Genomic DNA, 12,967 nt, shown 5'->3' with positions numbered 1-12,967 from the left:
GTGTCGTGGTTAGAGTAAAGCCCATCACTCATTCATAACGCCCTGGAGCGCCCCATGACCCAGACCCAATACCGCCCCGGCCCGGATGCCAACGGCCTGTTCGGCTCGTTCGGCGGCCGCTACGTGGCCGAAACCCTGATGCCCCTGGTCCTGGACCTGGCCCGCGAGTACGAAGCGGCCAAGGCAGACCCGAAGTTCGTCGAGGACCTGGCCTATTTCCAGCGTGACTACATTGGCCGGCCGAATCCACTGTACTTCGCCGAACGCCTGACCGAGCACTGCGGCGGCGCGAAGATTTTCTTCAAGCGTGAAGAACTCAACCACACCGGCGCGCACAAGGTGAACAACTGCATCGGCCAGGTGCTGCTGGCCAAACGCATGGGCAAGAAGCGTCTGATCGCCGAAACCGGCGCCGGCATGCACGGCGTGGCCACCGCCACCGTGGCGGCGCGCTTCGGTCTGCCCTGTGTGATCTACATGGGCGCCACCGACATCGAACGCCAGCAGGCCAACGTGTTCCGTATGAAGCTGCTGGGCGCCGAGATCGTCCCGGTCACCGCCGGCACCGGCACCCTGAAAGACGCCATGAACGAAGCCCTGCGCGACTGGGTCACCAATGTCGACGATACCTTCTACCTGATCGGCACCGTAGCCGGCCCGCACCCATATCCGGCCATGGTTCGTGATTTCCAGTCGATCATCGGCAAGGAAACCCGCGCTCAACTGCAGGAGAAGGAAGGCCGCCTGCCTGACAGCCTGGTCGCCTGCGTCGGCGGCGGCTCCAACGCCATGGGCCTGTTCCATGAATTCCTCGAAGAGCCGAGCGTGCAGATCATCGGCGTCGAAGCCGGCGGCCACGGCGTGCACACCGACAAGCATGCGGCCAGCCTCAACGGCGGCGTACCGGGCGTGTTGCACGGCAACCGCACCTACCTGCTGCAGGACGACGACGGCCAGATCACCGATGCCCACTCGATTTCCGCCGGACTCGATTACCCCGGCATCGGCCCTGAGCACGCCTACCTGCACGAAGTGAAGCGCGTCGAGTACGTCAGCATCACCGACGATGAAGCCCTCGATGCGTTCCATGCCACCTGCCGCCTGGAGGGCATCATCCCGGCGCTGGAGAGCTCCCACGCCCTGGCCGAGGCGATCAAGCGCGCGCCGACCCTGCCCAAGGACCACCTGATGGTCGTGTGCCTGTCGGGCCGTGGCGACAAAGACATGCAAACCGTGATGAACCACATGGCAGCCCAGGAGAAACAGGCATGAGCCGTCTTGAACAACGCTTCGCCGAGCTCAAGGCCGAAGGCCGCTCCGCACTGGTCACCTTCGTCACTGCTGGCGACCCGGGCTACGACGCCTCGCTGCAGATCCTCAAGGGCCTGCCGGCCGCCGGTGCCGATGTGATCGAGCTGGGCATGCCATTCACCGACCCGATGGCCGATGGCGTAGCCATCCAGCTGGCCACCTTGCGTGCCCTGGACGCTGGCCAGACCTTGGCCAAGACCCTGCAGATGGTTCGTGAATTCAGAGTGGATAACCAGACCACGCCGATCGTGCTGATGGGTTACTACAACCCGATCCATCGCTTCGGCGTGGCGCAGTTCGTTGCCCAGGCCAAGGAAGCGGGCGTCGATGGCCTGATCATCGTCGACCTGCCGCCCGAGCACGACGCCGAGCTGGCGACCCCGGCCCAGGCCGCGGGCATCGACTTCATTCGCCTGACCACCCCGACCACCGACGACGTGCGTCTGCCGCGTGTGCTGGAGCGCAGTTCCGGGTTCGTCTACTACGTGTCGGTGGCTGGTGTGACCGGTGCGGGTTCGGCGACCACCGAGCACGTGACCGAAGCCATTGCTCGCCTGCGCCGACATACCGACCTGCCGATCAGCGTCGGCTTCGGCATCCGTACCCCGGAGCAGGCAGCGGCAATTGCGCGCCTGGCCGATGGTGTGGTCGTGGGTTCGGCGCTGGTCGACAAGATCGCCAAGGCCAACGATGACGACCAGGCTGTCAGTGATGTACTGAGCCTGTGCTCGGCGCTGGCCGAAGGGGTGCGCGGCGCGCGGCGCTGATCCGCGCCGCCTTTGCGGCAGCACCTGCTCTGTGGCAGCGGCGGTTCTGCGCTCCCACAGAGCGGGCTTGCCCGCGAGCGAACGGCACGACTCTACCCACCGAAAACCGCAAGATTCAGCGGTCGCACAGCCCCCATCCAGATCGCGTGGTCGCGGTGATCCACCAGCTCATCGCCGGTTAGCGGGTGCAGGAATACCACCAATCCCTTGCGATTCAACGCCAACCACGGCAACACCACTCCCACCACCTCCGGCCCGAAGGCCAACTGGCAGCTCCAGTCCGGATGCGGCCCTACCGGTTTCTGGTGCATTCGCCCCATGGTCACCGGGAACAACCGCGCCGCTTCCTCGCACAACTCGCGTGCCTGGTCGATGGTGCCGGCGTCATAATAGACGTGGGCGTGATATCCCTTGATCCGTTGCACGATAACTCCTGAAAGTGGTCAAACCCTTCATCATCTGGCAAGGGAGTGACGCCGTGAAAAATGCCGAAACGCCCGTTTTCAAACTGGTGCTGTTCGGCGCCGATAGTAGCCTGGGCAATGCCCTGATGGTCGAGCTGCTGTCGCGCCAACACGAGGTCACGGCGGTGGTGCAGGACCTCAACCGCCATGCACCGCGCCCAGGTCTGCACTTCAAGATAGGTGGGCTGGACAGCGCCGACCAGGCCGAACAAGCCGCGGCGGGCGGTTCGGCGGTGATCGCGCTGCTGTCGCAACTGGCTCCAGGCGACCTGCCGGCTCAAACACGGATGAGCGCAACACTGCTGGCCGGGCTCGCGCGCACGACTATACGCCGACTGTTGCTGGTGGGCGATTTCGCTGTGCTCGACATGCCAGGGCACTACACCGACGAACAGCGCATTTGCGTCGACCGAATTGTCGATGGCCTACAACGCAGTGACTTGCACTGGACGGTGATCAATGCGCCGGAGGATTGCCCAGGGCTTGGCATCGAGCATTTTCGCACAGTGCAGGGCACCCTCGAGCCTGCGATTGCCGAGCCCGTGCGGCGTTTGGCCGGGATTGCAGCGGGAATGGTGGATATGCTCGAGCTGGATCTGCACCGGGGAGAGCATCTGAACTTTGTGACCTGAGGTGAGGCCTACTGGCCACGTTCCTGCTCCAGCCAGTCCACGAATCGCGCGATCAACGCCCCGCGCCGTTTCCGCGGCGGAAGTACTGCGTAATACCCCCGTGACGAACGCAGATGGCCCGCCACGGGGCGACACAACAAGCCCTGCTCGACCAGTCCATCGACCAGATGTCCCCAGCCGATCGCCACGCCCTGACCCGCGATAGCCGCCTGGATCAACAGCGTGTAATTGTCGAACCGCAAATGGCCGGTCGGCGGTGCGCTCGCCAATCCGAGTCCACGAAACACGCCCGCCCAATCGAACCAGCGACTGCCCTGGCCAGGACGCAGATGAAGCAGGGGCAATCGTTGCAAAGCCTCGGCTGGCAAGGCCTTGCCATGGCTCAACCGGGGACTGCAGACCGGAAACACCTCCTCGTCGAACAGCCAGCGGCTCTCGCCCTGGTGAAATCGACCATCGCCGAACAGCACCGCTACGTCGATGTCCGGGCGCAGCATCGCCTCGGTGCGTTCGCTGGTCACCAGACTCACGTCCACCTGGGGATAAGCGTCGTGAAAGCGCTGCAAGCGAGGCATCAACCAGAAGGCAGCGAAGGCAAAGTCAGTCGCCACCTGCAACACTTCGCGCTGGCCCTGTCCACTGACCTGGGCAATGCCTTCGTTCATGCACTGCATGCCTTGCTGCACCTGCTCGAACAATACCTGGCCGGCCTCGGTCAGCGCGATGCCACGGTAGATCCGATCGAACAAGCGCGTCGCCAGCTGCGCCTCCAGGCGCTTGATCTGCTGGCTCACCGCAGGCTGGGTCGTGCCCAGCTCCAGCGCCGCCGCGGTGAACCCGCGCAGGCGGGCCGCGGCCTCGAACACCCGCAGGGTCTCCAGAGAAAACTCGGCAAGGTGTTCAAACATAAGCTCAGCTAATCCCAGTCATTGTCCGCCATGGGCTTTACCCCATTTATCCAGGGCCTCATCGTGGAAAGCAAGTGAAATGCATAACCCTCGACGATGGAAAGCCTACCATGACGCGCCCGAATATCCTGTTCATCATGGCCGACCAGATGGCCGCGCCGCTGCTACCGATCTACGGTCCCTCGCCGATCCAGATGCCCCACCTCGGCCGCCTCGCCGAGCAGGCCGTGGTATTCGATTCGGCCTATTGCAACAGCCCCCTGTGTGCGCCGTCGCGCTTCACCCTGGTCAGCGGTCAACTGCCCAGCCGTATCGGTGCCTACGACAATGCCGCCGACTTCCCCGGCGACGTACCGACGTACGCCCACTATCTGCGTCGCCTGGGCTATCGCACCGCGCTGTCGGGCAAGATGCACTTCTGCGGGCCGGACCAACTGCATGGCTACGAAGAACGCCTGACCAGCGACATCTACCCGGCAGACTATGGCTGGTCGGTAAACTGGGACGCGCCAGATGAGCGACCAAGCTGGTATCACAACATGTCGTCGGTGCTGCAAGCCGGCCCCTGTGTGCGCACCAACCAGCTGGACTTCGATGAAGAGGTGGTCTTCAAGGCGCGCCAGTACCTCTACGACCATGTGCGCGCCAATGATGGCCAGCCGTTCTGCCTGACCGTTTCGATGACCCACCCTCACGACCCGTACACCATTCCCCGGCAGTACTGGGATCGCTACGAGGGTGTGGATATCCCCATGCCGCACGACACGCCGAGCCAGGATCAGCTCGACCCACATTCGCAACGCCTGCTGAAGGTCTACGACCTATGGGACAAGCCGCTGCCTGTGGATAAGATTCGTGCCGCTCGCCGCGCCTACTTCGGGGCATGCAGCTACATCGACGACAACATCGGCAAGCTTTTGCAGACCCTGGAAGAGTGCAATCTGGCCGAGGACACTCTGATCGTGTTCTCCGGCGACCACGGCGACATGCTTGGCGAGCGCGGCCTCTGGTACAAGATGCACTGGTTCGAAATGTCGGCACGGGTACCGCTGCTGATCCATGCACCCAAGCGCTTCGCGGCGCAGCGGGTCGGCGCCTCGGTATCGACCTGCGACCTGCTGCCGACCCTGGTGGAACTGGCTGGCGGCAGCGTCGAGCCGGACTTGCACCTGGATGGACGCTCGTTGCTCGGCCACCTGCAAGGGCAGGGCGGGCACGACGAAGTGATTGGCGAATACATGGCCGAAGGTACGGTCGGCCCTCTGATGATGATTCGCCGCGGACCGTACAAATTCGTGTACAGCGAAGACGACCCCTGTCTACTCTATGACCTGAGCAACGACCCGCACGAGCGGGAGAACCTCGCCGGCAGCCCGGACTATCAGGCGCTGCTGCAAGCCTTCATCGAAGAGGCGCGCCACCGCTGGGACATTCCCAGTCTGCGTCAACAGGTGCTGGCCAGCCAGCGCCGCCGTCGCCTGGTGGCCGAGGCCCTGGCCATCGGCACCTTGAAAAGCTGGGACCACCAACCGTTCGTGGACGCCAGTCAGCAATACATGCGTAACCACATCGATCTCGATGACCTCGAGCGCAAGGCACGTTATCCACAGCCCGCCCCCATGGATTGAGAAGAGAGGCCGCCATGCACACGTTCGCCCGCACCGCTTTGACCCTGTTACTCGGTTTCGGCGCCATCAGCGCCCAGGCCGCAGACAACGCCCAATGCAGCACCGTCAGGCTTGCCGACCCCGGCTGGAGCGACATCGCTTCGACCAACGCGGTCGCTCGCTTGCTGCTCGAACGCCTGGGCTACGAGGTGAAGATCGACAACCTGGCGGTGCCGATCATCTATGGCGGCCTCAAGGACGGCAAGGTGGATGCCTTTCTTGGCAACTGGATGCCGGCGCAGCAGGGCTTTCATGACAAGTTCGTCGCCACGGGCGACGTCCAGCGGCTGTCACGCAACCTCCAGGGCACCGAGTTCACTCTCGCGGTGCCGGACTACGTGTGGAATGCCGGCGTGAAGGACTTCGCCGACCTGCACAAGTACGCTGATAAGTTCGACCAGAAGCTCTATGGGATTGGCTCCGGCGCGCCGGCGAACCAGTCGCTGAAAGAGATCATCGATAAAAACGAATTCGACCTTGGTCAGTGGAAGCTGGTGGAGTCCAGCGAGCAGGCGATGCTGGCGCAGGTCGACCGGGCAGCGAAGAAGCAGCAGTTCATCGTTTTCCTCGGTTGGACGCCACACCCCATGAACGTGAAGCTGAACATGCACTACCTCACTGGCGGGGAGAAGTGGTTCGGCAGCAAAGGCGATGTCTATACCCTGACCCGTAAGGGTTATCCACAGGCCTGTCCGAACGCGGCCAAGCTACTGGCGAACCTGACCTTCACCCTGGACATGGAAAACAGCATCATGGCCGAGGTTGTGGATAACAAGACCAGTTTCGACGAAGCGGCCGCGGCCTGGGTCAAGGCCCATCCGCAGGCGCTCGGCGGCTGGCTGCAGGGCGTGACCACTCGGGACGGTGGCAACGCCGAAGCGGCCCTCAGCGCCAGCCGCTGAGCTGCATCAGCCGCGGGCGAGCTGGCGGCGCAATTCAGCCAGCACTGGCGTGGTGTCCGGCCGGACGCCGCGCCAGATGAAGAACGCCTCGGCTGCCTGTTCGGCGAGCATGCCCAGACCATCGAGCACCTTGGCCGCCCCCAACCTGGTCGCCCACTGGCAGAACGGGGTCGGCTCCTTGCCATACATCATGTCGTAGCACACCGTGCGGCCAGGCTCGACCAGACTGTCGGCGATCGGCGGCAGTTCGCCAGCGAGGCTCGCCGAGGTGGCGTTGATGATCACATCCACCGGCTCCTGCAACCAGGCGTATCCGCTGGCCACCACCGGCCCCAGTTCGTCGAACTCGTGGGCCAGCTGCTCGGCCTTTTCCACCGTGCGGTTGGCGATCACCAGCGATTGCGGCTTATGCGCCAGGATCGGCTCCAGCACTCCTCGTACCGCGCCACCGGCACCCAGAATCAGAATGCGCTTGCCCGCCAGGGTCACGCCGGCATTCACCGTCAGGTCGCGGACCAGCCCGGCGCCATCGGTGTTGTCGCCTTGCAGGGTGCCGTCGGCAAGTCGGGTCAGGGTATTCACCGCTCCGGCGCGCCGCGCGCGGGGGGCCAGGCTGTCGCACAAGCGGTAGGCTTCTTCCTTGAACGGCACGGTGACGTTGGCGCCACTGCCTTGCTTGAAGAAGCCGCGGGCGCAGTCACTGAAATCGTCGAGTGGCGCCAGCAGGGTGGAATATTCCAGATCCTGGCCGGTCTGCTCGGCGAACAGCCGGTGGATCAACGGCGACTTGCTGTGGCCGATGGGATTACCGAAAACGACGTACTGGTCCATGGAGTTTCTCCGGTTATCCACAGGCTTACTGGCCGAGCCAGTCGCGGTCTTGCAGGAAGTATTCGGTCAGCCGCGCTTCCTCGCTGCCCGGCGCCGCTTTCCAGTCGTAGCCCCAGCGCACCTGCGGCGGCAGCGACATCAGAATCGATTCGGTCCGCCCGCCGGACTGTAGCCCGAACAGCGTGCCTCGGTCGTAGACCAGGTTGAACTCCACGTAGCGGCCACGCCGATACTCCTGGAACTCACGCTGCTGCGCAGTGTAAGGCGTGTCCTTGCGGCGCTGGACGATTGGCAGGTAGGCCTCGACATAGGCATCGCCGATGGCGCGAATGAAGGCGAAGCAGGTGTCGAAATCCCATTCGTTGAGGTCGTCGAAGAACAGCCCGCCGATACCCCGCGGCTCGCCACGGTGCTTGATGTGGAAATAGCGGTCGCACCAGGCCTTGTAACGCGAGTACACGTCGGCACCGAATGGCGCACAGGCCTGCTCGGCGACCCGGTGCCAGTGGATGCAGTCTTCTTCATTGCCGTAGTACGGGGTCAGGTCGAAGCCGCCGCCGAACCACCATACCGCTTCCTCGCCTTCCTTTTCGGCGATGAAGAATCGCACGTTGGCGTGGGACGTGGGCACGTGGGGGTTATGCGGGTGGATGACCAGCGACACACCCAGGGCCTCGAAGCCACGGCCCGCCAGTTCCGGACGGTGGGCACTGGCCGACGGCGGCAGGCCGGTGCCGAATACGTGGGAGAAATTCACCCCGCCTTTTTCGATGACCTTGCCGTCGCCGATCACCCGCGTCCGCCCACCACCACCGGCTTCGCGCACCCAGGCGTCCTCGACGAAGCGGGCGCCGCCGTCCTCGTTTTCGAGAGCAGAGCAGATGCGGTCTTGCAGGTCGAGCAGATAGGCTTTCACGGCCTCGGTGCGGCTAGTCATCGGGTCACCAGGAACGGGCAGGGAAGAATTCGCCGCGTAGCATACCACCGGCGGCCAGCGCGCCGCAGTTGACGGCGATCAAGCAAAGGCGTCCGATAGAGGGCCTTTCCCTATCCCGACGACAGGAGTACGAGATGGCCAAGCGTATCCAGTTCAGCCAGCATGGCGGCCCGGAAGTGCTGCAGCTTGTGGAATTCGAACCCGCCGCCTTAGCGCCGCAGCAGGTGCGAGTGCGCAACCATGCGATCGGCTTGAATTTCATCGACACCTACTTCCGCGGTGGATTGTATGCCCCGCCTGCGCTGCCGTCCGGGCTGGGCACCGAAGGTGCAGGTGTGGTCGAGGCAGTGGGCGAGGGCGTGACACGCCTGAAGGTCGGCGACCGCGTGGCCTACGGCACGGGGCCGCTGGGCGCCTACAGCGAAGTGCACACCTTGCCGGAAGCCAATCTGGTCAAGCTGCCCGAGCACATCAGCTTCGAGCAGGCAGCCGGGGTGATGCTCAAGGGCCTGACCACCCAATACCTGCTCAAGCAGACCTACGCCGTGCAGCCGGGCGACTTCATCCTGTTCCATGCCGCTGCCGGTGGCGTGGGCTCGTTGGCGTGCCAGTGGGCCAAGGCATTGGGCGCCAAGCTGATCGGTACGGTCAGTTCCGCCGAGAAAGCCGAGCGGGCCAAGGCGCTGGGCGCGTGGGCGACCATCGACTACAGCCACGAGAATGTGGCCAAGCGGGTGCTGGAACTGACCGACGGCCAGAAATGCGCCGTGGTGTATGACGGCGTCGGTGCCGACACCTGGCTGACCTCGCTGGACTGCGTGCGCCCGCGCGGGTTGATGGTGAGCTTCGGCAACGCCTCTGGCGCGGTTAGCGGGGTCAACCTGGGCATCCTGGCGCAGAAGGGCTCGCTGTACGTGACCCGGCCGACCCTGGCGAGCTACGCCAACAATGCCGAGAACACCCAGGCGATGGCGGATGATCTGTTCGCGATGATTGGGAGTGGGAAGCTGGTGGTGGATATCCAGCAGCGGTATCCGTTGACCGAGGCGGCGAAGGCGCAGGCGGAATTGTCGGCTCGCAGGACTGTGGGGTCTACGGTTCTGCTGCCTTGAGAAAACGCCCGGAGCGGGTTGTCCGCTCCGGGCTCAAGAACGAACTGCGCGCGGTGCTATCAATCGTCGTAGTGATAGCGACACTGCAAAATCGTCATCTGGCTTCCTTCAAAGAGGTAGACCAAACGATGTTCGCGAGTAATGCGACGAGACCAGAATCCTGAAAGGTCGCCCTTGAGTGGCTCAGGCTTGCCGGTGCCTTTAAATGGCGTACGCAGGCACTCCCTGATCAGTGCGTTGATCGTCGCGAACACACCCGCGTCAGCATCCCTCCAATGGCAGTAGTCTTCCCAACCTTCCGAAGTGAACGCAACGCTTACAGCATTTCTAGCTTCAGTCTTGTTGCGCTGTTTTGACTTCATGTTCATCGATGGACAGTTCATGGATAGGAGCTCTACCCGACTGCAGCTGATCAATGGAGGCACGCAAGCGCTTGGCATTAGCCGACGATCCCAACAGGTAAAGGGTCTCTTGCATCCCGTTGTAGTCCTCGAGCGAAATCATGACCACCGGTTCACCGCGCTGGCGGGTGATAATTGCGGGCTCGTGGTCCCGGCATACGTCATCCATCGTCTGCTTCAGGTCGGCGCGAGCCTGGCTAAAAGTCAGTACATGCATTGTTTCAAATCCTTCCCAGGCAGAGCCTGGATCAGGTTTTTCTCGGCCCAGGCAGGGTTGCTGGCTGGGCAATAGGCTTGATGGCTACTGACAAAAGAACATCGAGCAGGCGCCAACACGAACATTGTACAAGCCTATGTACAATCATCAACATCCCACGGTCGGATACTTTGAGGCTGGAAATGGTAGGTTGGGTGCCGCCGTGAATGAAAGGTGATGGAATTCGAAGGGATTGTTAGGACATTTCCCAAGCTTTAAGCCGGGCAACCATTCGAAACAGAGCCATCGGCCATACAAGGACAGCCAGGCCTGAACGGCACCCAAACCGTATAATGGCGCTGAATGTGCATCACGAAACGAGGGCAAAGCCCTCGCAGCCATCACCCCGGACGCACGACCTCGCCAGTGACAAGATCCCGAATCACACTCGGGTTCTTGCGCCCCCCCAGCGCCCCACCCAACACCAGATCCAGCTCGCCGTGGAAATACTGCTCGACCCGCAACCGGGTCTTCGCCGCCGGGCGCCCGCCTGGATTGCACGACGTGGAAATCAACGGCCCCACCAGCGCGCACAATTCGCGCACCAACGGGTGATCGCTGACCCGCAAGGCCACGGTGTCATGTTGCCCCGTCACCCACTCCGGCAACAGGTCCTGATGCGGCACCAACCAGGTGTTGGGCCCAGGCCAGGTGCTGCCCATGCGGTCGATCCACTCGGTGGGGAAGTCCTCGAAGAGAAAATCGAATTGACGGATGTTGTCGGCGACCAGGATCAAGCCCTTATCCACAGGCCGCGACTTGAGCGCCAGCAGGCGATACACCGCATCCTCGTTCCAAGGATCGCAGCCCAAGCCCCAGACCGCCTCCGTGGGGTAGGCAATCACTGCGCCCGCCCGAACTTCACGCGCGGCTTGCTGCACACGCCAACTGCTGACCATGTAATGTCTCTCCGCCATTTAAGCTATGGGCGCAGTGTACTTAGCCCAAGCGGGCAAACCAACGTCCAGCTTCATTGCTGACCTGGCCATTGAGCTCGAGTTCGGTCAACTGCGCCAGCACCTTGGCCAGCGGCTGCCGGCTGCGCAGGGCCAGGCTCTCACTGCTCTGCGGTTCGGCATGCAATAAGACGAGCAGGGGATGAGCGGGGTTTTCCACAACGGCTGGTGGCACGTTCTGCCAACCTTGCAGGCTGTCGAGTATCTGCCCGACGTCTTCCACCAGCAGCGCACCATCACGGATCAGCTGGTGGCAACCCTTGGCCCCGGGATGATGGATCGAACCGGGCAAGGCGTACACCTCGCGGCCTTGTTCGGCCGCCAAACGCGCGGTAATCAGCGAGCCGCTGGCCAGACTCGCCTCGATCACCAGAACGCCCAGCGACAGGCCACTGATGATGCGATTGCGCCTGGGGAAGTTGCCCGGTTGTGGCCCGGCGTCCAGTGGGTATTCGGAAACCAGCGCTCCGCCGCTGTCGAGCATTGCCCCGGCCAGCTCAAGATGGCGTTGTGGATAAAGTTTTTGCAAGCCGGTGCCAAGCACCCCAATCGTGCTGCCCCCGACCTGCAGGGCCGCCCGATGAGCGGCGCCGTCGATGCCCAGAGCAAGGCCGCTGGTGATGGTAAAACCGGCCTGGGCCAGGTGGCGGGAAAATGCCCTGGCGGTGTCCAGCGCGGTCGGTGAAGCACGTCTGCTGCCCACGATAGCCAACTGCGGACGCTCGAGCAGAGCAGGATCGCCAGCGACGAAAAGCAGCGGTGGAGGATCGTCGATCTCTGCCAGCAAAGCGGGGTACCCAGGGCCGTCCCACATCAGTAAATGCTGGCCGGGACGCTCTATCCAGGCCAGCGCGGCCAGGGCGCCATCACGCACGAGGGGGCAGCGTCGGGCATCGATAGCGGCTTGCGGCACGCCCAACGAGCGCCAGGCACTGGCCGGTGCACTGAGCGCCGAAGAGGCACTGCCGAAGGCTTGAAGCAGAGTGCTGAAGCGACGCAATCCCACTTCCGGAAGGCGGTGCAGACGCAACCGCGCCTCCAGCTCGGCGGGCGGGCAAGGCGACGAATGGTAGGTCGACATGAAGATCATCCTTGATCGAAAAGGGGCCATTGACGTGGCACAAGCTGTGGATAACTTTGTGGGTAACAGTTTGAAAAGCTGTCCATTGATTGGCAGCTATCGCACCCATAGACACCCTAGTCGAGCTTGCCAGGTGCCGAAATCCTCGATTCCCTTTATTATGTGTGTTCAGTTTTCAACCGAACGCACAGTGACTGCCTGACCCTATGGCCATTTTGAACATTCTCGAATTCCCGGACCCGCGCCTGCGCACCATCGCCAAACCGGTGACGGAGTTCGACGACGCCCTGCGCCAGCTGATCGACGACATGTTTGAAACCATGTACGAAGCCCCCGGCATCGGCCTGGCCGCGACCCAGGTCAACGTGCATAAGCAGGTCGTGGTCATGGACCTCAGCGAAGACCGCAGCGAGCCGCGGGTCTTCATCAATCCCACGGTCGAGGAACTGACCCACGACATGGGCCAGTACCAGGAAGGCTGCCTGTCGGTACCGGGCTTCTACGAGAACGTCGACCGTCCGCTGCGGGTCCGGGTCAAGGCTCAGGACCGCGACGGCAAACCGTACGAACTGGAATGCGAGGGGCTGCTGGCGGTCTGCGTACAGCACGAGTTCGATCACCTCAACGGCAAGCTGTTCGTCGACTATCTGTCGCAGCTCAAGCGCGACCGGATCAAGAAGAAGCTGGAAAAGCAGCACCGCCAGCAAGCCTGATCCCACCTTCCAGAAGGCTTGCTCCGGCA

The 12,967-nt window shown here is 63.0% G+C and carries 16 protein-coding genes; 8 read left to right on the top strand and 8 right to left on the bottom strand.

The window, feature by feature from the left end:
- The first annotated feature begins 54 nt into the window (after positions 1–54).
- Together trpB and trpA are read left to right on the top strand one after the other, a co-directional pair.
- On the top strand, positions 55–1,272 hold the full coding sequence (gene trpB / locus KY379_RS10965) for a tryptophan synthase subunit beta (RefSeq protein ID WP_261239837.1): 1,218 nt from the start codon (positions 55–57) through the stop codon (positions 1,270–1,272).
- Positions 1,269–2,078, top strand: coding sequence for a tryptophan synthase subunit alpha (gene trpA / locus KY379_RS10960; RefSeq protein ID WP_261239836.1), 810 nt, complete (start codon positions 1,269–1,271; stop codon positions 2,076–2,078). The genes trpB and trpA overlap by 4 nt, the downstream gene beginning before the upstream one ends.
- A 92-nt stretch (positions 2,079–2,170) precedes the next feature.
- Here trpA and KY379_RS10955 read toward each other — a convergent pair whose 3' ends face one another.
- Positions 2,171–2,503, bottom strand: coding sequence for a DOPA 4,5-dioxygenase family protein (locus KY379_RS10955; protein ID WP_133325725.1), 333 nt, complete (start codon positions 2,501–2,503; stop codon positions 2,171–2,173).
- 53 nt (positions 2,504–2,556) lie between these two features.
- Here KY379_RS10955 and KY379_RS10950 point away from each other — a divergent pair, with 53 nt between their 5' ends.
- Positions 2,557–3,174 carry an NAD(P)-dependent oxidoreductase gene (locus KY379_RS10950; RefSeq protein WP_261239835.1) on the top strand — a complete coding sequence of 206 codons (618 nt, stop codon included), beginning with the start codon at positions 2,557–2,559 and terminating at the stop codon, positions 3,172–3,174.
- Positions 3,175–3,182: 8 nt separating this feature from the next.
- Here KY379_RS10950 and KY379_RS10945 read toward each other — a convergent pair whose 3' ends face one another.
- Positions 3,183–4,082, bottom strand: coding sequence for a choline sulfate utilization transcriptional regulator (locus KY379_RS10945; RefSeq protein WP_261239834.1), 900 nt, complete (start codon positions 4,080–4,082; stop codon positions 3,183–3,185).
- A gap of 110 nt (positions 4,083–4,192) precedes the next feature.
- Here KY379_RS10945 and betC point away from each other — a divergent pair, with 110 nt between their 5' ends.
- Both betC and choX read left to right on the top strand, forming a co-directional pair.
- The gene (gene betC / locus KY379_RS10940; protein ID WP_261239832.1) at positions 4,193–5,710 is read left to right on the top strand and encodes a choline-sulfatase; all 1,518 of its coding nucleotides are present in this window, start codon (positions 4,193–4,195) and stop codon (positions 5,708–5,710) included.
- A gap of 14 nt (positions 5,711–5,724) precedes the next feature.
- The gene (gene choX / locus KY379_RS10935; protein ID WP_133325717.1) at positions 5,725–6,651 is read left to right on the top strand and encodes a choline ABC transporter substrate-binding protein; all 927 of its coding nucleotides are present in this window, start codon (positions 5,725–5,727) and stop codon (positions 6,649–6,651) included.
- A gap of 6 nt (positions 6,652–6,657) precedes the next feature.
- Here the strand turns inward: choX and aroE are convergent, their stop codons facing one another.
- On the bottom strand, positions 6,658–7,482 hold the full coding sequence (aroE, locus tag KY379_RS10930; RefSeq protein ID WP_133325715.1) for a shikimate dehydrogenase: 825 nt from the start codon (positions 7,480–7,482) through the stop codon (positions 6,658–6,660).
- A gap of 25 nt (positions 7,483–7,507) precedes the next feature.
- Positions 7,508–8,419 (bottom strand): oxygen-dependent coproporphyrinogen oxidase, encoded by a 912-nt coding sequence (gene hemF, locus KY379_RS10925; RefSeq protein ID WP_133325713.1) that lies wholly within the window; start codon positions 8,417–8,419, stop codon positions 7,508–7,510.
- A gap of 134 nt (positions 8,420–8,553) precedes the next feature.
- On the opposite strand from hemF, the gene KY379_RS10920 reads away from it, so the two are divergent.
- Entirely contained in the window at positions 8,554–9,531 is a 978-nt protein-coding gene (locus KY379_RS10920; RefSeq protein WP_261239830.1) for an NADPH:quinone reductase, read from the top strand.
- A 59-nt stretch (positions 9,532–9,590) separates the two neighbouring features.
- On the opposite strand, the gene KY379_RS10915 is transcribed toward KY379_RS10920, so the two are convergent.
- The 4 genes from KY379_RS10915 to dprA all read right to left on the bottom strand — a co-directional run bounded on the left by KY379_RS10915 (position 9,591) and on the right by dprA (position 12,225).
- Positions 9,591–9,899: a Txe/YoeB family addiction module toxin gene (locus tag KY379_RS10915; protein ID WP_261239829.1), complete on the bottom strand. Its 309-nt coding sequence runs from the start codon at positions 9,897–9,899 to the stop codon at positions 9,591–9,593.
- Positions 9,865–10,149: a type II toxin-antitoxin system Phd/YefM family antitoxin gene (locus KY379_RS10910; RefSeq protein WP_261239828.1), complete on the bottom strand. Its 285-nt coding sequence runs from the start codon at positions 10,147–10,149 to the stop codon at positions 9,865–9,867. The genes KY379_RS10915 and KY379_RS10910 overlap by 35 nt, the downstream gene beginning before the upstream one ends.
- A 380-nt stretch (positions 10,150–10,529) precedes the next feature.
- The gene (locus tag KY379_RS10905; protein ID WP_133325709.1) at positions 10,530–11,087 is read right to left on the bottom strand and encodes an L-threonylcarbamoyladenylate synthase; all 558 of its coding nucleotides are present in this window, start codon (positions 11,085–11,087) and stop codon (positions 10,530–10,532) included.
- A 40-nt stretch (positions 11,088–11,127) separates the two neighbouring features.
- Positions 11,128–12,225, bottom strand: coding sequence for a DNA-processing protein DprA (gene dprA / locus KY379_RS10900; RefSeq protein ID WP_261239826.1), 1,098 nt, complete (start codon positions 12,223–12,225; stop codon positions 11,128–11,130).
- Here dprA and KY379_RS10895 point away from each other — a divergent pair.
- Both KY379_RS10895 and def read left to right on the top strand, forming a co-directional pair.
- Complete coding sequence (locus tag KY379_RS10895) at positions 12,224–12,427, top strand: hypothetical protein (protein WP_196171450.1); 204 nt, start codon at positions 12,224–12,226, stop codon at positions 12,425–12,427. The genes dprA and KY379_RS10895 overlap by 2 nt on opposite strands.
- A gap of 4 nt (positions 12,428–12,431) precedes the next feature.
- Positions 12,432–12,938 (top strand): peptide deformylase, encoded by a 507-nt coding sequence (gene def / locus KY379_RS10890; RefSeq protein ID WP_051097836.1) that lies wholly within the window; start codon positions 12,432–12,434, stop codon positions 12,936–12,938.
- Positions 12,939–12,967: the final 29 nt, after the last annotated feature.

It is taken from the genome of Pseudomonas sp. HD6422, from assembly GCF_025377065.1.
Lineage (GTDB): Bacteria > Pseudomonadota > Gammaproteobacteria > Pseudomonadales > Pseudomonadaceae > Aquipseudomonas > Aquipseudomonas putida_U.
The sequence above is the reverse complement of the archived record's forward strand: the minus strand, read 5'-3'. Positions and strand labels throughout refer to the sequence as shown.

Coding starts and splice junctions, on each gene's coding strand:
- KY379_RS10895 (WP_196171450.1), top strand. CDS start 12,224: ATGAAGATCATCCTTGATCGAAAAGGGGCCATTGACGTGGCACAAGCT.
- KY379_RS10905 (WP_133325709.1), bottom strand. CDS start 11,087: ATGGTCAGCAGTTGGCGTGTGCAGCAAGCCGCGCGTGAAGTTCGGGCG.
- dprA (WP_261239826.1), bottom strand. CDS start 12,225: ATGTCGACCTACCATTCGTCGCCTTGCCCGCCCGCCGAGCTGGAGGCG.
- aroE (WP_133325715.1), bottom strand. CDS start 7,482: ATGGACCAGTACGTCGTTTTCGGTAATCCCATCGGCCACAGCAAGTCG.
- trpA (WP_261239836.1), top strand. CDS start 1,269: ATGAGCCGTCTTGAACAACGCTTCGCCGAGCTCAAGGCCGAAGGCCGC.
- KY379_RS10920 (WP_261239830.1), top strand. CDS start 8,554: ATGGCCAAGCGTATCCAGTTCAGCCAGCATGGCGGCCCGGAAGTGCTG.
- choX (WP_133325717.1), top strand. CDS start 5,725: ATGCACACGTTCGCCCGCACCGCTTTGACCCTGTTACTCGGTTTCGGC.
- betC (WP_261239832.1), top strand. CDS start 4,193: ATGACGCGCCCGAATATCCTGTTCATCATGGCCGACCAGATGGCCGCG.
- KY379_RS10915 (WP_261239829.1), bottom strand. CDS start 9,899: ATGAACATGAAGTCAAAACAGCGCAACAAGACTGAAGCTAGAAATGCT.
- KY379_RS10945 (WP_261239834.1), bottom strand. CDS start 4,082: ATGTTTGAACACCTTGCCGAGTTTTCTCTGGAGACCCTGCGGGTGTTC.
- trpB (WP_261239837.1), top strand. CDS start 55: ATGACCCAGACCCAATACCGCCCCGGCCCGGATGCCAACGGCCTGTTC.
- KY379_RS10910 (WP_261239828.1), bottom strand. CDS start 10,149: ATGCATGTACTGACTTTTAGCCAGGCTCGCGCCGACCTGAAGCAGACG.
- hemF (WP_133325713.1), bottom strand. CDS start 8,419: ATGACTAGCCGCACCGAGGCCGTGAAAGCCTATCTGCTCGACCTGCAA.
- def (WP_051097836.1), top strand. CDS start 12,432: ATGGCCATTTTGAACATTCTCGAATTCCCGGACCCGCGCCTGCGCACC.